The sequence below is a fragment of the Spongiimicrobium salis genome (genome assembly GCF_043678055.1).
In the GTDB taxonomy this organism is placed as follows: Bacteria; Bacteroidota; Bacteroidia; order Flavobacteriales; family Flavobacteriaceae; genus Spongiimicrobium; species Spongiimicrobium salis.
This window is the reverse complement of the sequence record NZ_JBHEQA010000006.1, coordinates 149,720-167,157: the sequence shown is the minus strand read 5'-3', so window position 1 is coordinate 167,157 and position 17,438 is coordinate 149,720. Positions and strand designations below refer to the sequence as shown.

Here is a 17,438-nt window from a genome sequence, read left to right as displayed (position 1 = left end):
TTTAACCCATTTTAAATGCACTTTTTCGTCTATTTTTTTGGAGCTACCATCTTGTTCACTTATACCTTTTGATGGAATCACTTCTTCTTAAATATTTCACAAACACACGGTAAACACTGACCTCAACGGACATTGACAATTCTATAACAAATGAAGCAATTCCTAGCAAATTTGTTGCATTGGAGGCCCGTGATTAAAAATAAATTGTACATTCCATAATTGCAGAATACCAACAGTATTTTTTGGGTAGACACAAGGCATAAAAAGTGAGGCTTTATTCCTGTTGTGGTCATCAAAAAAATACACTTTGGTAATCAAACCTTTAATCTTAATACATTAATATAAATTCTTAGAAAGTAAAATGAAAACTATGAAACAATTATTGGTATTCTTCTTGGCCATTACCGCATTCTATTCGTGTAGCGATGATGAGTTCAATGCTATCTTGGTAGAGGGAACCGCTCCCGCTAATTTGACCGCTACTATTGATATTCCTGTTGACAATACAGGAACGGTAAATGTTTCCCCTGCTGCAGAAGGCGCTGCTTCTTTTCAAGTCTTTTTCGGTGAATCTGCCGATGAAACTCCTGTGACCGTAGGAAACAATAATGTTGCAAGCAATGTTTATGAAGTAGCTGGTACCTACACCATTCGTATTTTGGCCATGGGCCCTACCGGATTGGTCAGTGAAGAAATTTCACAAACTGCCACCGTTTCATTGGATGAAGTCATCAATATTGCTTCCAATTTCGTCATTTCTGAAGAGAATCCTAATGAGATTACCGTTAGCCCTACTGCAGATTTGGCGGTAAGTTTTGATATCTTTTTTGGTGACGTAGCCGATGAAATGCCAACTACTATTGCCGCAGGAGAATCTACAACCCATGTGTATCCCGGAGGAGGTAGTTATGATTTGAGAATAATAGGTCGGGGTTCACGAGATCAGACTTCAGAAGTGACAGAAACTGTTATGATCGAAGGAGCCGCTTTTGTTCCTAATGTAGTTTTGGTCAATTTTGATGAAGATCCCGCAGTACCTGTTGGTGCTTTCAACGGAGCTACTTATGAAATTGTGACCAACCCCTTTCTTTCCGGTTCAAACCCGACGGCATCCTTAGTAGGAGCTTTAACCAATAGTGGTGCAGATTTTGAAGGAGCCAGTATTGATTTGACTTCCCCGGTAGATTTTGGGGGTGCGGAAAAAACCATTACCATGCAAATGTATTCCGAGGTAGCAGTATCCGTTCGCTTGCAAGCCAATAATGGTGTCAACGGAGAACGCCAGGTAGAAGTTAACGCTGCCCATACCGGTTCTGGATGGGAAATGCTAAGCTTTGATTTTAATACGGCCACCAACACCTTTCTGGATGGAAACTCCGGTTTTGGAGAGCCTAATGTTCCAGATGGACAGTTTAATCAATTAACCGTATTTGTGGATCCGGGAGGACAGACAACCGGCACCTTCTTATTTGACGATATTGAATTGATGGGAAGTGGAAATGATAATGGAGGTGGAAATACGCCAATGCCCGTAAGTATCCTTACGTTTGATGAGGATCCGGCCATACCAGTCGGTGCTTTTAATGGAGCTACTTATGAAATTGTGACCAATCCGTTCCTTTCAGGTGCCAATACCGCAGAAACTTTGGTAGGCGCATTGACCAATAGTGGTGCAGATTTTGAAGGAGCGAGTATTGATTTGACCACTCCAGTAGATTTTGGCACCGATGCAAAAACAATAAGTATGCTAATGTATTCCGAAGTTGCCGTTTCTGTTAGGCTTCAAGCCAACAACGGTGTCAATGGAGAACGACAAGTGGAAGTAAATGCCGCCCATACCGGCTCTGGATGGGAACTATTGAGCTTTGATTTTAATACAGCGACAAATACGTTCTTAGATGGAAACTCTGGTTTTGGAGAGCCTAATGTTCCAGACGGACAGTTCAGTCAACTTACCTTATTTGTAGATCCGGGAGGGCAGACCGCAGGTACTTTCTTATTTGATGATTTTGTACTGCAATAAGAGAATAGTCAACAATAGTTTAGTTTAGTTATCCTTTATCCTCGGCCAATCTTTTCACAGAGTTTGGTCGAGTTTTTTTATAGCACCCGAAATTTCCGAATACTGATTTTTGAAGTGGAAGGCCTCTTCTTAAATGGTTTGAAAATGTCTAAAAACATTTTCCTTGAATGTCTTGCTTACGGGAATTTTCTCATTGTCTATAAAGAGCATATTTCCCTCAAAACCATTCACGGCCTGTATATTCACTACATAGCTTCGATGCGTTCTCAAGAATTGCTCCATCGGCAGTTGTGCCTCTATATTTTTAAGGACCGTGGAGTACATAAATTGTCCCAATTTTGTATGTATCGTGCAGTAATTGCTATCGGCCCGAAGAAATAAAATTTGGCGTAAGGGGACCCGCTCAAAATGATGATTTTTTTTAAGGAACAAACTATCCTTTATATGCAGCACATGGGCCTTTTCTGTTTTGAACTCTTGATTCCCTATGGTTTTTTGTAGCTTGTTGTTGGAAAAATTCAATAAGGCCAAGGCTATGGCAATATTCACTTGCCTATCATTAAATGGTTTCAAAATATAAGCATAGGGCCTTACCTTCTTGGCGCGCTCAATGATTGCATCATTGGAATGCGACGTTAAAAAAATAAAAGGTATTTGATACTTCGTATTAATTTGTTCCGCCAGTGCGATCCCATCTCCTTTCCCTTTCAATACAATATCGATCAGAATCAAATCGATATCAGGATGGGCTTCAATACATTCCAAGGCCTTATCCATAGAGGATACCAAACCAACAACCTGGTAATTGTTATCGGTTAATCTGTTTTTAATATCCTGTGCCAGAATAATCTCATCTTCCACAATCAATATTTTAGGCCGTATTGCTTGGGTATCCATAATTTCTATTCGATCATTATTACTTCAATTCAATTTTAGATGCATCCTCCAATGTGTTCCCGTCACATTTATTTTTTCAAGGGTACCTTCTAATTGCTCAATAAGGGAAGTAACCAATTTGAGTCCAAAAGCGTTATTCGTAGTGGTTTTTTTAGCTACAAAACCAATTCCGTTATCTACCACTTCTACTTGCAAAAAGCCTCCCGCTTCCTTTTCCACCAAAATATGAAGTTCGGGTTGTTCTACTTTCGTATATGCATATTTCAACGCATTAATGACCATTTCATTAAGAATCAATGCAAGTGGGACAGCAGCATCTACATTGATACTGATTCGAGGAATCTTAAAATAGGGTTTACAAACAGTTCCATAGGCCTGAAAGAGTCCAAGCACCAAATCTTTAATATAGTCTTCCAAAAGTATCTTTGTTTCTATTCCATCTTGATATAATTTCCGATGGACCAAAGACAATGCTTCTACGCGATACTTCCCTGATAAAATGGCCTCTTTCGCCGGATGTCCCTGAAGCGTTCTACTCTGAAGATTAAGAAGTCCGGAAATCATTTGAAGGTTATTCTTTGTTCTATGATTTAGCTCATGCAACAGCAAGGTTTTTTCTTGTTCTCTTTTGGCTATGGTTTCTTTTTGTTGGGATAATACTTCATTTGTCTTCTTTTTTCTTTTGTTCGCTTTTTGGAGCAAATAAGCAATGTAGAGAACGAGCAGGATTCCAACTATTAATACGATTACCATTCTCTTTTGATTGGTATTGACCTTATTCAACAGTCCTATTTCCGATTCTCTCTTATTTATTTCATATCCGGCTTTAAGTTGTTCTTCCTTTTGGATATTTTCTTTATTCACGATGCTATCCTGATATTGCTGATACAATTTTTGATACCTCAGGGCTTCCGAATACCGCTCGCGTACCTCATAAAAACCCACCAATAACCTACTGAAATCCCTAATCTGTTCTTTTAACTCAGATTGCTTGGCCATTGCTAGGGCCAACAAAAAATTTTCTTCGGCCAAGTCCCATTCTTTTTCTTTTTGGTATATAGTACCCAACTCGGCTAAATATATGGAAGTGGAATACCCATCGCCCAAATCGTCAACAATCCCAATACCGGCATTAAGTTTTTGTTTTGCTTTTTTTATACGGCCTTGATCAGCATATACCATTCCCAGATTACCCAAAGTATATCCTTCTATGGCCCTGTCTTGAATAGACTGATTTAGCTGTAATACCTTCACAAAAGTGTTTTCTGCATCATCCAACTTTCCTGAAAGTCGATAGGCTTCCCCTATATTGATCAGGGTTAAAGTCTCATACAAATTATTTTTCATTTCGCTATACACCCCAGCTGCTCTCTTCAAATAGTCTACTCCTTGGGCATAGTCCGTTTCACCGATGTAATACCCTGCTATTTGGGCATAAGAAGCCGCTTGATTTTCCTTCAATTTTAAGGAATCGTACAATTGAAGCGCCTTAAAAATAGCCTCTAGTGAAGCTCCCTTATTTCCCAAACGCTGTTCAATGGCTCCGATTTCCTCCCAAGCCTGTGCCTCTAGTACAGGAGCGTTGATCGCTCTTGAAATCTCCAGTGCCTGTTGAGCATAATAGGCCGCACTATCCAATGCCGTATGATCATAGGCAATATCGATCATTAATTCTGCCCTATTCTTTTGCGGAAGTCCATCCTGCTTCAATACTTTTAGCAGGCTATCTGTTCGGTGAACATTCTGGGAAAACACCATACTAGCATGAAACAGCAAAAGGAAAAGGCAATGTTTATCTCTTACCGAAATCTTCATCTGAATATCATTTACAAGCCATTTTTATCTACCGCCAGAAGTAATCTTAATCAAAGGGTCTATCTGAAAATAATAGGTACGTGTCAGCTTATTCTGGGAAACTACTGCTGAAAATATAATACTATAGCAAATATAGCTTTCCCGAGTAGCCGCATAAGGTTCTTCTTCTCTTGGAATACTAATGGAACAGCTATCGGCTACGGGAGTAATAAAAAGAGAACCATCAGGGAGGTATTTAATATGGACGGTGTCCTCAACAAAAATCCCTTTCCAGGGATCTAATTGTACAATAGCCGCCTTGTTAAAATCCTGTCCAACATTATTAAGCTTACATCCTACCACTTGGAAATCCAATACGGGATTGGGCTGTTGTTCGGCAAATTTCATGGTGATGGTCTCTCCTGGTAAGAATTCGTATAATTCAGGATCGTTGATGGTTACAAAACCGTCTATCGTTATGGGGAATGAAGAGGTCCCCACACCCAGGTCACAGTTTAAGAGAGCTTCATAAAGTCGTTGCTCATGAATTAAAAAAGTGATCTTCTTGTCTTCACTTAGTACAATTTTCATTTTGATTGGTATTTAGGTTGGTTTTTGGCAGTTTCAAAATGATGTATTTTCTTTCATCTTGAATTCATAATGTACTAAAAAAATAGGGGTTTTTATGAATATTTTTTTAAAATTAATTCTTACAATGCAATATTGCTTCACCTGCTAGAAGTTTGCTCTTCCTTTCCAGTAACCCTTGACTCAACAATTGTATAGCTCGGCTCAAAAAAAGGATGCATTCACATAATCTCTTTTCCTTCTCCCGATAAAAAGGTCACTTTTAAATCACACAAAACAATTATTCATTTTAAAACTTAAGATTATGACACACAAAGATCCAACCATGGCTCCGGCCAAAGATCAAGTCTCGCAAGGTTTAACGATTCAGACCTATTGCAACAGCGTTTTAACACAACCCACAGTGGACTTCAAAAAATTGCCACATTTGGCCAGTTTCCAAAAAGAGATCAATACTGGCCTTGCCACCGCCCAAAAGCATTCCAACCACTATTTAAATGTGATTCAACCTTCAATCATCAAGAACATTTCAAACATTGACAATTATTATTCGCTCTATGGCAACGTTCCCATTGCTTGCCCCAAGGGAAGTTCAAAAAAAACATGGTTGGGTATCCTTAAAGCCTTGCAACAAGCTGCAATTACCTATGAAGCAGAGAGCAACGGTATTGTAAATGAGCTGTCCACATTGAACAGTAACCTTGGAAAAGATGCCGCCACCTTTACGGATATCGTCACCAAATTAAATGCAGCCGTAGGTGGGGACAATGGGGTTTTAAAGGACCTTTCTTCCAGCGCGGACAAAATTGATGGACAAATAGCCGGAGCCATTTCAGGAACTGTACTCAGTGGCCTTGCCATAGTTGGTGGATCCTTCATGATCGCTGTTGGAGGTATAGCCGATTTTGTTACGGCGGGGACCACTACTCCTTTAATTGTTGGAGGAGTCGCTGTATTGGCCGTAGGTATTGGAGGGGAAGTGGCATCGGCCATTACCTTGGCAAATCTCTATAAGGAAAAGGCCGCCTTACTTCAGGAAAAATCGAGCTTAAAGCACGAAGTCAACCTTGCTCTGGGCATCAGCAGTGCTTATTCTCAGATGAGCAACCAACTGAAATCGAGCATGACCGCTGCGACCCAAATGAAAAATGCTTGGGGAAGCTTAAGTGCGGACCTGGGCAATATGGCGGCTGACCTGCATAAAGGAATTACCTCCACGGATGCCTTAAGAAGTTTATTCTTAACTGGAGCCCATCAAACCGTTCCCAAAATACAGAGCGATATCCAAACCATAAAAGCCCAGATGGCAGGGGTAAACGTAGCATCTACCGGAAATCACAATTTAGGGAAGTTTGTGGAAAAATTTGCCCATTCCCATGCCGCCTAAATAGCCATCGAGGCAAAAAAATTTCATTATCACCATTTAAAAATTTAAAACGATGAACACTTTAACGAAAAAAAAGCCGGTCACTTCCGGCAATGTAAAGAATTTAGGAATGGTCTCTAAAAAGACCTTATCCCAAGGGTTGGTGCTCCAAGCCTATTGCAATAGCGTATTACAACAGGCACAGGTAGATTTTTCTGCCGATCCTAAATTAAAGGCCATTTCCACAGAAATTAATACGAGTTTGGCCCAAGCGAAAAGTCATGGCACTACCTTTTTGAACGTCATCAGTCCGGCCTTATTGAGTTCTCTTAGCGGTCTGGATAATTACTGTACGCTCTACAGTAGCGTTCCAACAACGCTTCCTCCAGGAAGTACCATTTCACAATGGTTGAAGGAACTACAAGCCCTTAAACAGTTCTCTGAAAAAAGTCAGCGAGAATCCCGAAAAATTGTAAGCCAGCTGCAATCTTTGGACACTAATTTACGGGACGATTCACAAGCTTTTTCCAAAATAGTTTCCAGATTGAATCAACTGGTCAACGGTGACCAGGGAGAACTCGATAAAATAAAATCTGAACTGAGTCATATTGATACAACGATCGCAGGAGCCATAACAGCCTCTGTTTTTGAAGGTTTGGATATTTTAGGTGGCGTTGTAACCATTGCCGTTGGCGCTATTGCCGATTTCGTTACTGCAGGCACGAATCCTGAGCTCGTTGTTGGAGGAGTGGTCATGGTTGTTGCAGGGGTTGGTGCAGAAACCGGTACTATTGTCACCTTGGCAAGCTCGTATAACCAAAAAGCAGAATTATTGGAAGAAAAGTCCTCTTTGACTTCTGAAGTTAATCTAGTGACTGGAATTGATAGCGCATACAATTTGTTGAGCAATCAGCTTAAAAAGGCAGTTGCTGCTGCCGATCTTATGGAAAATACCTGGCAAACCATTGCAGATGATTTGGAAAACCTCATCGATGACCTTCACTCCGGAATTATTACGGAAGGTCAGGTAAGGACCTTATTTTTAAAGGAAGCCAACACTGATATCAAAACCTTATTGTCCGAAATTAAAATTATCAAAGATCAAATGGCGGGGGTCAGTTCTAAAGTATTGCCCAAAGGAGAAACAGTAAACACATACCTGAAACAACTGGAAAAAGGTCATACAGTAGCCCCAATTCACCCTATGCGGACCATGGCAATCCATGTTGAAGATCACCCAGCACATGAACTTCCCGATAAAGTAAAATCCGTTCCTAAAAAAATCTTTTCACTTTTAATGTCCAACCTGGATACTTTAGTGAAGCAATTAGGGAATCTCGTAAATCTTCCTGCTTCGGCAAAAGGAATCCGACAGTTATCCAAAAAAATCATTGGTGCTGATATTTCCCATTTGAAGATGATACAAAAACAGGTGTTGCCTTATGCAACATCGGCCATTCCAAATTTAGAGAAGGCATTGGAGGATTTAAAAAAGAATCCGCATCATACCAGTCAAGTAGTTTCACTCATCGATGAAGTCCACAAAGGTGCCCTGCAATTGGAAAGTTCCATAAAAAGGCCAGCAGCCAGCATACAGGATACGAAGGTCCAAATGTTACATCTTAGCAAACAATTGGATGCCATGGAACAAGGCTTTAAGAACAAAATAATCGATTTAAAAACCAAGGCAGCCATTGCCTCGAAAAAAATTGATTTCTACACCAAACGAAAGCTCTATTTTCTGGCTTTAGGTCCCTTAGGGCTCGTTGGTTTGGGCATCGCTCTGGGTTTTATTATTTCCTGGACAGAAAAGGCCAACAATCTAGAGGCTCAGGAAAACAGTTTACACGCACAAATTGCTTCCATAAAATTGTTGCTCATTAGTATCAATGCCATGAACGATTATTTTACCAAGATCATTCAACAATTGTCCGGCATAAAAAATGCTATTGGTTTTCTTTCTGGAGACATTACCAACATTATGAACGACTTGAAGAATTCCAATACCACACAAGCTCAATTATATCTTACCACAGCTATTCATGAGTTAAAAACCCTAAAAATGGATGTATCCTAAAGTGCCGCATCCAAATAAGGTTGGAGAATCCTGATACTGGATTCTCCAACCTATATGTTTCAAAGTAATTCTTTAAACTATCTGAATTTGATGTCCATCCGGACTTGTCAGCTGTAGTTTTCCCTTATAAATCGTCGTTATTGGCACGCGATATTGCTCTAATTTTAACTTTAGCTTCTCCTTAGCAGTAGTGCAAAAAACCATACCCCGATACCCCAAAGGATTGTTCTTTTCCAATTTAAAATTAGCATCGTATTCGCTTCCCCAGTAGTATTGCAGCTCTATAAAGGTTTCCTTTTGTTGATACATCCACTCCCTATTTTCAATTGCATCCATATCCCAACTGGGAGGAGTCAACCCTTTTTTTCCTAAAAAGTAAAGGGTAAAACCATTTCCCCGATCTACATACATTCGTACATACACTTGCATATCAAAAATAGTTTCATAGAACTGAATGCTTTTTAGAGGGTCCGTAGACCGAAGGGTGATCAGCCCAAAATTTGGACATTCCTTAAGCGGAAAATCAGTGTCTGCAATTGGAATTGTTCCCTTTGATTTAAATGTTTTCTGGATAAATTCGATCTGATGATTTTCAGGGTCTTTGGTATGGGACAAATAGCCAATATCCCCAAACTGATAGGCATCACCAATGGAGTGGTTTTTATTTCTTATTTCACCCCCAACACCTTCAATATCGGCTACAAATAGGCTAAACTTCCAATAATTGTCCGTTCTTTTCTCCTGATAGACTTCCAATTGCTCCCATTTTTTGTCATGAACAAGTTCCAACTTTAGGCCTGTTTTCCTAAATTGTAGTACATGGTGCACCCTACTTTCTTCCTTAAAAGTGTGAACTTGTTCCATCCCTAAAATTTCAAGGTAAAAAGGAAGGGTTTTTTCCGGGTTTTGAATGCCCAATTGCAAATGTGTCAATTCCATAGCTCTAAAGTTAATCGATGTGTTGCGAATATGATTTTAATACTTGAAATTCATCGTAGGCATACCCCCATTTTCCTTCTGATTTCACCCATTTTTCCTGATAAATTTTTCCTTCCCCAATATTCATAGACCAATGAGCGGACAGCAATACCCTATCTGGGGCGACCTGCGATAAGGAAGGATTGTGGTAAATTAAATTCTTGGCACCATCCGAGATCAACTGCTTCCAAAAACTCCTAATTTCTGCAACTTCATGAGCACTGGTAATAGGCATGGCATTCATTGTAGCTTCCTCCCAATACGCTTGTCCACATCGTTCCCCATCCTGGGCATTAAAGGCAGTGATCCATTCCATAGATTCCTTGATCACTTCCTCCAGTACCTGATGGCTTCCCGTAGGGGATGAAACATTGGGCATTGGTTTTTCAAACTGTTCCAAAACTTCAAAATCATCATAGGTCAATTTCCACTGTCCTTCCTCTTTTTCCCATTTCTCTTGATAGATAATGCCTGTACCAATATTCATTTGCCAATGCGCTGACAAGAAAGCCGTTTTTTCGTCTACCACCTCAATGCCCACATTGGAATAGGACAAATCAGAGGCTCCAGATTCAATTAACCCCGCCCAAAATGAGGGGATTTCCTGTTTTCCTTGTTTCTTTCCAAAGGGAGCAGCCTGCATTACGGCATCTTGTGCATAGGCATTTCCTGCATTAAAGGCATTTCCTGCATTAAAGGCTGCGATCCATTTCTTACTAGCATCCAAAACCTCCAGAGCCGTTATATGATGTGCCGTGGGTTGATGTTCTTGATAAGCTTGTATTGGCAGTGTTATGGTATTCCCAGGATTCTCTTTTTCATTGCAGGATCCTAAAAATAGGACCCATGCAGTTAGTATTACATAAGGTATTCTTTTCATCTTTTACTACTTTTTAATGACAGTACAAAGGTTATATGAATACCTTATAGATACCTGTGACTTTTAGCACAAGTGTCCTATTTTTTTAAAATTCGAATTTCCTTTTGACCTAGAAGAAGTGCCCCGTTAGCCTCTAGTTTTTTCAATAATCGGGAAACGACTTCTCGTGTAGTCCCCAATTCCATGGCCAATTGCTGATGCGATTTTCGTATGACCTCTCCATCCGATGTGGACTGGAGATAGGCCAATAATCGGTCTTTTAACGGTTGAAAAGCCAAATTGGCATAATTGTACATCAAGTGATTATAACTATCCTTATAAGTATTGATCGTAAAAGCGTTCCAAGAACGGTATTTAAAATTCCAATCCCGTACACATCTAACGGGAATGTTTAAAATAACACTCTCCTCTTCCGTTACGGCATTTACGGTACTTTTACAATCCTCAAAACAAGCCGATAAGGATAGCGTACAGGTTTCCATGGCATTGAGATAATAAATCAAAATTTCTCGCTCTTCGTTTTCTTGATATACCCTCACCTTACCCTTCAATACGATTTTAAGGACCTTTATATATTGATTGTTTTTAATAATTACAGCTCCTTTCGGGTGCGTGGAGATATGGGATTCCTGTAAAAGTTCTTTTTTTAACCCTTCTTCCGTTATTCCTATGGCTTTTATAAAATTTTCAAGCATCATTTACAATAGCATTACTGTTTCGCAGTGCGTAGTTAGGTTCCAAAAGTAAGAAGGATGTTTTATACCATACCGAGACCACGGTGACAAAACTTTTTTTAACCGAAACGCCCCAAGTTTTCCCATGATGGCCCTATCCTAGTTTTCCATAGTTTTTTAACATTCTTCCTCTCTCTTAAAAATAGTGTTTTTTAAAGATCTCTTTTAATCTCCTATCTTTATCACTTAGAGGTCAATAGGGAATCATAAGAGGACCTCCCCTGTTACAAACCAACAAACTATGACTAAAAAAGACTTACAAATTCAATTGCACCAATGTCATAAACAATTTGCAGGCTACTTGAACGCACTATCTCCTGAAGAATTTAGCAGGGTTGCCCATGGTAAATGGACGGCAGGGCAGCAATTAGATCATATTGTAAAAAGCGTTGTTCCCCTTGCCCAAGTATTGCCCAATAAAGGCTTTATCCAAGAAAAATTCGGGGCTTTGGAGCGCCCCGGCTTGAATTTTGAGGCTTTGGTCAAAACCTATAAAAAAGCATTGGAAGGCGGTGGAAAGGCCACAGGGAAATTTGTTCCTGAAGCCATTACTATTACCCAACGGGATGAACGAAATACAACTCTTTTGGAAGCCATAAACACTATAGTCCATGTCCTACAGCAGTATTCTGAAGCAGAACTGGATGCATTAACGATACCCCATCCACTTCTGGGTAAACTATCCATTAGGGAGATGCTCTATTTTAGCATCTATCATGTAGGACACCATCAGGAACATCTCCAAAAAAATCTAGTTTAGAAATCGTCAGATCGATCAATAATCACCATTGAAATACAATGACTTTGCATAATCCATACAAATGAATCCACTTGAAAACTATATCGCCTCCTATTTTGCTGTTCAAAACCCTGTGGAGATAAAGCATATAAGTACCTTATTTCATTCAAAAAAATTAAAAAAAGGAGCGTTCTTATTAAAATCGGAAGCCTACTCTTCTAGTTTAAGTTTTGTTCATACGGGGCTATTACGCATGTTTGCGTTGACCGATGGTAAGGAAGTGACCCAGTGGATTTCTACAGCCGGTTCATTTTCCGTGGATCTTTCCAGCTTTATTTTTGATACTCCTTCACGTTGGAATATCCAAGCCCTAAGCGATACGGAAGTTTTCAGTATTTCAAAAAAAGACTATCAGAATCTTGGCAAAGTGGTGCAAGGATGGAATGAACTGGAAAAATTGTTTTTGGTACGCTGCTTTACAGAGCTGGAAAATCGTGTTTTCGGTCATTTATCCTTATCGGCTGAAGAACGTTATCATGTGTTTTTTCAAGAGAACAAGGAATTGTTCAATCAAGTACCTTTACAATATATTGCTTCGATGCTAGGAATGACGCCCGAAACGTTTAGCAGAATTCGAAAAAAACAAGTGTCATGATTTCTTGATATTTATCAAGTGTACTGTGGTATTACTATGCGAGCTTTGTACCGTATACTATAATACCCACCGTCCTATGACAAAAGAAATCCACACGAGCATTGTCATCAATGCAATCCCAGAAAAAATATGGGCCATACTTAGTGATTTTGAACAATACCCTTCTTGGAACCCCTTTATTACTGCCATACAGGGAAAAATGGGCGTTGGCCATCGGCTTGTAGTGGCCATTGTACCCCCAGGAGGAAAAAAGATGATTTTTAAACCTAAAATCCAAATCCTGGAAAAGCATAGGAAATTACAATGGTTGGGGCATTTTCTTTTTAAAGGCCTCTTTGATGGCAGCCATTCCTTTCAGCTTATAGACCAAGGTAACGGAACCACCTTATTTCAGCAGAATGAAACTTTTCGCGGGCTTTTAGTCCGTTTTTTTCCTCTCGATGCTACAAAAAAGGGCTTTGAAGCCATGAATAGGGCTTTGAAGGAAGTAGTAGAACAGGAAAATAGCCTTTAAAGGCCTAGTAATGCTATTCTTCAGGATAACCATCATGTTGCCATGCCTTAAATTTCGCCGCTTAGTTCGGCACATCCGCAAAATCTAGCATAGGCCAACAATTCTTTATCGAGTGCGCGTTGGAATGTTTTGGTAGGCTTAAATCCTTTTTCAAACCATATTTTTTTAATATGAAAAACTCCTTTTTTGCGATCTGCCTTGGCATCAAAACGCCCTACAAAAGTATCTCCATAGAGCAAGGAAAGCGTATAATAGCCGTGTACTCTTTTTTTCTCGGGGACATAACATTCCAACAGGTACTCAAAGTCAAAGAGTTCTGCCGTTCTTTTTCGCTGAATCAAAAGATTATCAAAAGGATTCAGAATATGGAGTCGTTTAGGCAGCCTAATACCCGAATCAAGATACTCCAATACGGTTTGTTGGGCATAATAGGGTGTTTCCAGATCTCCAACGCGTACAGGAAGTAGTTCTCCAGCTTCTATTTTTTTTGCCAACAGTTTACTTGCCATGGTTTTCACCCCTTTCCGCAAATAAATGATTTCTTGTAGGTTCACAATTCCGTGGGCTTTAAGCGCATTACCTATAAGGTGGTTGACATATTCTTCTAGCGTAGGCACATTTAAATCAGCATGATCGGGAAGTACACGTTCTGTAAGATCAAATACTTTTTGAAACCCTTTTCGATGATCGATCATAATAGTGCCATCCATAAAGAGATTGGTCATTGCCATTTTCGTAGGCTTCCGATTCCCCCAGGGATGATCGCTTTTTTCCTTACTTTCAAAATCTTTGGATTGGAGGGGGCCTTCGGCGCGAATTCTGTCCAAAACATATTTTTCCATTTTCTTATCCCTGGGAAACCAATGTTTACCTCCAGTCTTATATCTATTTTTTTGATAGAGACTAAACACATAGTCCTTTATGGGCAAATATGCCGCAGCATGGCTCCAATATTCAAAAATGGCCTTTTGTCGTACGAGTTGATCCAACTCCTCCGGATTAAAAGTTGCATTACGGGTATACAGTACATGATTATGTGCGCGTTCCGTCACCGAAATGGTATCGATCTGCACATAACCCATCTGTTCAATGACTGCTTTTGTGGTGTTTTTTTTAGTGTGAAAGCCCTGGGACATCAATGCTATTTTACAGGCTTCCTTTTTAGAAAGGAGTATAGGTTTGAACATAGGGATAAAGATAGGGAATACCACAAAATTTTGCGTGAAAAACTAGAATGCTTACCCCAAATATGAACATGATATAGGTTTAAAATTTCCATGACCTAGTTGCCATAATTATATTTATCCGTGAAACTCCTGCTAGCGAAATAAAAATCCTGTATCTTGGAGATGCAACTGCGTAAAAGCAATTAAAAGACAGGTTTATTCGGAAAAAGATGAACATCATCAAAAAAATAAGAGAACAATCTGGTCTTACACAAGATGGGCTAGCGAAACAAACAGGTTTGTCCCTTAGAACGATCCAGCGCTTGGAATCTAAAAACAAAGAACCTAAAGGGCATACCTTAAACGTACTTTCCCTAGCTTTTACAATGGAACCCTCGGCACTTCAAGAACAATTTAAGCATGTTGAACAAACCCAAAAAGAGGAAGCTACCTCTATTCGGCTCATCAATCTATCTGTTCTATCTTTTTTAGGAATTCCATTTGGTAATATCATACTTCCTCTTATCCTTTGGCGTAAAAATAGAGGTTCCAAATTGGTCGATGAAATGGGCAGGCGTATTATCAATTTTCAAATTATATTCTCCTCCGTACTTTCCATCTTGCTCTGCCTATCTCCTTTTATAGGGCGTACCCTTTTTTCAAATACACCTATCATCTTATATGTCCTCCTTATTGCCTATGCCATCAATATCATTATGGTCTGTAGTATTGCGTTAAAATTGCAGCGCAACAACTTCAGTTTTCTAAACATCCCCCTTCGTTTTCTTTAAATTGTCGTAAAATTGGCGGCATGAATCCCTGATTTTTTCCTCCTTTTTCTTCTTTATTTGTGTATCGAGCTTGCTATAGGCTCCAAGCATTCATCACATCAAAATCCATACCTCATGAAGAAAAAAATAGGCTATACCCTACTTACCATTATCCTTATTGCCGTCATTATTTGTGCTGTAGGCATTCGAAAATTCAATAAGGCATTATTTCAAGAAAAAACAAATTATTTCAACTATACCTACCAATCCAAATCCATTCATTTTAATTGGGCAGGTGATTCCATAGGGGGAATTTATGAATCTCAGGCAGCCATTACGATACCTCTAAAAATTGAAAACCTGTCGCATCAGTTCTATCTACAGTTTGATACTGGAGCTCCACATACATTGCTTTATGAAAAGGACGTCAAAGCGCTAAGAGCCCTAGGTCTGGATATACAGGAAATAGTACAAGAGGACGGCAGGTATATTAAAAACTTGGATTTCAGCTTAAGTAACAATCACATACGAGCATCCATGATCAAGATACTTCCAAATTATGGAAATACTTTTGATAAAAGCGATACGATTGCACCCATCAAAATAGGAACTATTGGGAGCGACTTCCTAGCCAATAGAATTACAAGCATTGATTTTAAAAATCAAAAATTACAAGTATATGATGAGCGCCCTCTATGGATGAAGGCATTATCTGGATTTAAGACTTTCGATTTTACCGGAAGGCGCATCATGTTACCAGTGACTCTTGATAATAAAGCCTATCAATTTCTATACGATTCTGGCTGTAGTGCTTTCGGACTGATTACCATAAAAAGTCGCTTTAAGCGGTATACGGATACAAACAGGCCAGAAATACGTTACGGGGCCAATAGCTGGGGAAACAGTATTCCTATCGTAAGCAAAGCTTCCAACAAACTATTCACGGTGGGGAATGCCAATTTAGCACTAAAGCGTGTGAGTTATGTGGATATGTATACAGCTACGCAGCCGCTGATAACCCCTTTTACTAGAATTGGTGGGTGGTTGGGGAATCAACCCTTTAACGAAAGCATGTTAATCCTAGATACCTTAACTGAAGAATTCACGGTACTGGAAAAATGAAGTTTATGAAAAAAATAGGTATCGCGCTACTGTGCATTCCATTGCTAACAATTGTGGTAAGCTTAAGCATACATACGATAGTACTGAACCGTTTTATACATCAAGAGGTCGTTAAAAAAGTGAAACACCGCAACAAACAAAACACAAAGAATACCGAAGTTCACATTATTGGCACCGTACATTTTGAAACGGACTCCATTAAACGGCATCATTTGTATGATTATTTGGATCGCATTTCTCCTTCCATTATCCTCTACGAAGGTGACTCCAGCGCTGTGAAGCGAATTGTAAAAAGAAGGGATTATTTTACCCAACTTATGAATTTTTTCAAAAGAAGAAAAGAAATGGAAAAAGCAGTGGCGCTTAAATATCTTAGGAACAATCCCAATTGCTGTCTTTTACCCTATGAGTGGGAACTCAGAAATACATTTCATCGTAAGCATCAATTGAACAAGAATTCCAAAAAACTATTGAACGCCTTAATTGGATTATATCAAAAGAATCAATTAACGGATCAACAAGCTGCAAGTGTGATTCAATTCTTAAGGTTAAACAAAGCAGATACCAAAACATTTAGAGAAGGAACTATTACTGCTGTTAATAGCGCATTCTCGGATAGTATTATAAAACAAAGGCAGCTTTACGTATATAAAACACTACCAGAAATCGCAAAAAACAGACCCGAATTAGCCCATTATTCAGATTTTATCCCCATACACATGGCGTATTGGGATATCAGAAATAAGGCTATGGTCCAAAATATTTTAAAACAAATACAGCAGCATCCTAACGAAGTCATTGCGGTGTTTAATGGATATTCCCATCGCTATTATTTAATTCAGGAATTAAAAAAATATGAAGGTCAATATAAATTTTCCCTGAAAGGGATCTAGTATTATATATGGGATTGCATATCCCTACAACGCTCCGCTTTGAACATCAAAGGCCGCAAAAGCAATACTGGATTCTTTATGGGATTCGGAAAACGGGATTTGCATCGAAGAGGGATTACATATCCCTACAACGCTCCGCTTTGAATATCAAAGGCCACAAAAGCAATACTGGATTCTTTATGGGATTCGGAAAACGGGATTTGCATCGAAGAGGGATTACATATCCCTACAAAGCTCCGCTT

General features: G+C 39.3%; 16 protein-coding genes. 9 read left to right on the top strand and 7 right to left on the bottom strand.

The window, feature by feature from the left end:
* The first annotated feature begins 370 nt into the window (after window positions 1-370).
* Window positions 371-2,023: a hypothetical protein gene (locus ACEXOE_RS20955; RefSeq protein WP_394750820.1), complete on the top strand. Its 1,653-nt coding sequence runs from the start codon at window positions 371-373 to the stop codon at window positions 2,021-2,023.
* 129 nt (window positions 2,024-2,152) lie between these two features.
* On the opposite strand, the gene ACEXOE_RS20950 is transcribed toward ACEXOE_RS20955, so the two are convergent.
* Genes ACEXOE_RS20950 through ACEXOE_RS20940 form a run of 3 tightly spaced genes read right to left on the bottom strand, consistent with a single transcriptional unit; the run spans window position 2,153 to window position 5,305 of the window.
* Window positions 2,153-2,920 carry a response regulator gene (locus tag ACEXOE_RS20950; RefSeq protein WP_394750819.1) on the bottom strand — a complete coding sequence of 256 codons (768 nt, stop codon included), beginning with the start codon at window positions 2,918-2,920 and terminating at the stop codon, window positions 2,153-2,155.
* A gap of 24 nt (window positions 2,921-2,944) precedes the next feature.
* Window positions 2,945-4,735: a sensor histidine kinase gene (locus tag ACEXOE_RS20945; protein WP_394750818.1), complete on the bottom strand. Its 1,791-nt coding sequence runs from the start codon at window positions 4,733-4,735 to the stop codon at window positions 2,945-2,947.
* A gap of 24 nt (window positions 4,736-4,759) precedes the next feature.
* Entirely contained in the window at window positions 4,760-5,305 is a 546-nt protein-coding gene (locus ACEXOE_RS20940; RefSeq protein ID WP_394750817.1) for a hypothetical protein, read from the bottom strand.
* Window positions 5,306-5,606: 301 nt separating this feature from the next.
* Between ACEXOE_RS20940 and ACEXOE_RS20935 the strand changes: the two genes are divergently transcribed.
* Both ACEXOE_RS20935 and ACEXOE_RS20930 read left to right on the top strand, forming a co-directional pair.
* A complete protein-coding gene (locus tag ACEXOE_RS20935) occupies window positions 5,607-6,689 on the top strand; it encodes an HBL/NHE enterotoxin family protein (protein ID WP_394750816.1) in 1,083 nt (360 codons plus the stop codon).
* 52 nt (window positions 6,690-6,741) lie between these two features.
* On the top strand, window positions 6,742-8,745 hold the full coding sequence (locus ACEXOE_RS20930) for an HBL/NHE enterotoxin family protein (RefSeq protein WP_394750815.1): 2,004 nt from the start codon (window positions 6,742-6,744) through the stop codon (window positions 8,743-8,745).
* Between the two features lie 72 nt (window positions 8,746-8,817).
* Here the strand turns inward: ACEXOE_RS20930 and ACEXOE_RS20925 are convergent, their stop codons facing one another.
* From ACEXOE_RS20925 to ACEXOE_RS20915, 3 genes are all read right to left on the bottom strand, one after another.
* A complete protein-coding gene (locus tag ACEXOE_RS20925) occupies window positions 8,818-9,684 on the bottom strand; it encodes a VOC family protein (protein ID WP_394750814.1) in 867 nt (288 codons plus the stop codon).
* A 10-nt stretch (window positions 9,685-9,694) separates the two neighbouring features.
* Window positions 9,695-10,603, bottom strand: coding sequence for a YybH family protein (locus ACEXOE_RS20920; protein WP_394750813.1), 909 nt, complete (start codon window positions 10,601-10,603; stop codon window positions 9,695-9,697).
* Between the two features lie 77 nt (window positions 10,604-10,680).
* Window positions 10,681-11,301 (bottom strand): Crp/Fnr family transcriptional regulator, encoded by a 621-nt coding sequence (locus ACEXOE_RS20915; protein ID WP_394750812.1) that lies wholly within the window; start codon window positions 11,299-11,301, stop codon window positions 10,681-10,683.
* A gap of 277 nt (window positions 11,302-11,578) precedes the next feature.
* Here ACEXOE_RS20915 and ACEXOE_RS20910 point away from each other — a divergent pair, with 277 nt between their 5' ends.
* The 3 genes from ACEXOE_RS20910 to ACEXOE_RS20900 all read left to right on the top strand — a co-directional run bounded on the left by ACEXOE_RS20910 (window position 11,579) and on the right by ACEXOE_RS20900 (window position 13,245).
* A complete protein-coding gene (locus tag ACEXOE_RS20910) occupies window positions 11,579-12,097 on the top strand; it encodes a DinB family protein (RefSeq protein WP_394750811.1) in 519 nt (172 codons plus the stop codon).
* 61 nt (window positions 12,098-12,158) lie between these two features.
* Complete coding sequence (locus tag ACEXOE_RS20905) at window positions 12,159-12,731, top strand: Crp/Fnr family transcriptional regulator (protein WP_394750810.1); 573 nt, start codon at window positions 12,159-12,161, stop codon at window positions 12,729-12,731.
* 76 nt (window positions 12,732-12,807) lie between these two features.
* Entirely contained in the window at window positions 12,808-13,245 is a 438-nt protein-coding gene (locus ACEXOE_RS20900; protein WP_394750809.1) for an SRPBCC family protein, read from the top strand.
* A 47-nt stretch (window positions 13,246-13,292) separates the two neighbouring features.
* Here the strand turns inward: ACEXOE_RS20900 and ACEXOE_RS20895 are convergent, their stop codons facing one another.
* Window positions 13,293-14,432, bottom strand: coding sequence for a winged helix-turn-helix domain-containing protein (locus ACEXOE_RS20895; protein WP_394750808.1), 1,140 nt, complete (start codon window positions 14,430-14,432; stop codon window positions 13,293-13,295).
* Window positions 14,433-14,641: 209 nt separating this feature from the next.
* Here ACEXOE_RS20895 and ACEXOE_RS20890 point away from each other — a divergent pair, with 209 nt between their 5' ends.
* The 3 genes from ACEXOE_RS20890 (at window position 14,642) to ACEXOE_RS20880 (ending at window position 17,196) form a co-directional block, all read left to right on the top strand.
* Window positions 14,642-15,202 (top strand): DUF4870 domain-containing protein, encoded by a 561-nt coding sequence (locus tag ACEXOE_RS20890; protein WP_394750807.1) that lies wholly within the window; start codon window positions 14,642-14,644, stop codon window positions 15,200-15,202.
* Window positions 15,203-15,316: 114 nt separating this feature from the next.
* A complete protein-coding gene (locus tag ACEXOE_RS20885) occupies window positions 15,317-16,303 on the top strand; it encodes a hypothetical protein (RefSeq protein ID WP_394750806.1) in 987 nt (328 codons plus the stop codon).
* A 5-nt stretch (window positions 16,304-16,308) separates the two neighbouring features.
* A complete protein-coding gene (locus tag ACEXOE_RS20880) occupies window positions 16,309-17,196 on the top strand; it encodes a hypothetical protein (protein ID WP_394750805.1) in 888 nt (295 codons plus the stop codon).
* The last annotated feature ends 242 nt before the right edge of the window (window positions 17,197-17,438 follow it).

Bases quoted from the DNA above. Each gene is read 5' to 3' on its own strand.
- ACEXOE_RS20955 (WP_394750820.1), top strand. From the start codon at position 371: ATGAAACAATTATTGGTATTCTTCTTGGCCATTACCGCATTCTATTCG.
- ACEXOE_RS20950 (WP_394750819.1), bottom strand. From the start codon at position 2,920: ATGGATACCCAAGCAATACGGCCTAAAATATTGATTGTGGAAGATGAG.
- ACEXOE_RS20945 (WP_394750818.1), bottom strand. From the start codon at position 4,735: ATGAAGATTTCGGTAAGAGATAAACATTGCCTTTTCCTTTTGCTGTTT.
- ACEXOE_RS20940 (WP_394750817.1), bottom strand. From the start codon at position 5,305: ATGAAAATTGTACTAAGTGAAGACAAGAAGATCACTTTTTTAATTCAT.
- ACEXOE_RS20935 (WP_394750816.1), top strand. From the start codon at position 5,607: ATGACACACAAAGATCCAACCATGGCTCCGGCCAAAGATCAAGTCTCG.
- ACEXOE_RS20930 (WP_394750815.1), top strand. From the start codon at position 6,742: ATGAACACTTTAACGAAAAAAAAGCCGGTCACTTCCGGCAATGTAAAG.
- ACEXOE_RS20925 (WP_394750814.1), bottom strand. From the start codon at position 9,684: ATGGAATTGACACATTTGCAATTGGGCATTCAAAACCCGGAAAAAACC.
- ACEXOE_RS20920 (WP_394750813.1), bottom strand. From the start codon at position 10,603: ATGAAAAGAATACCTTATGTAATACTAACTGCATGGGTCCTATTTTTA.
- ACEXOE_RS20915 (WP_394750812.1), bottom strand. From the start codon at position 11,301: ATGATGCTTGAAAATTTTATAAAAGCCATAGGAATAACGGAAGAAGGG.
- ACEXOE_RS20910 (WP_394750811.1), top strand. From the start codon at position 11,579: ATGACTAAAAAAGACTTACAAATTCAATTGCACCAATGTCATAAACAA.
- ACEXOE_RS20905 (WP_394750810.1), top strand. From the start codon at position 12,159: ATGAATCCACTTGAAAACTATATCGCCTCCTATTTTGCTGTTCAAAAC.
- ACEXOE_RS20900 (WP_394750809.1), top strand. From the start codon at position 12,808: ATGACAAAAGAAATCCACACGAGCATTGTCATCAATGCAATCCCAGAA.
- ACEXOE_RS20895 (WP_394750808.1), bottom strand. From the start codon at position 14,432: ATGTTCAAACCTATACTCCTTTCTAAAAAGGAAGCCTGTAAAATAGCA.
- ACEXOE_RS20890 (WP_394750807.1), top strand. From the start codon at position 14,642: ATGAACATCATCAAAAAAATAAGAGAACAATCTGGTCTTACACAAGAT.
- ACEXOE_RS20885 (WP_394750806.1), top strand. From the start codon at position 15,317: ATGAAGAAAAAAATAGGCTATACCCTACTTACCATTATCCTTATTGCC.
- ACEXOE_RS20880 (WP_394750805.1), top strand. From the start codon at position 16,309: ATGAAAAAAATAGGTATCGCGCTACTGTGCATTCCATTGCTAACAATT.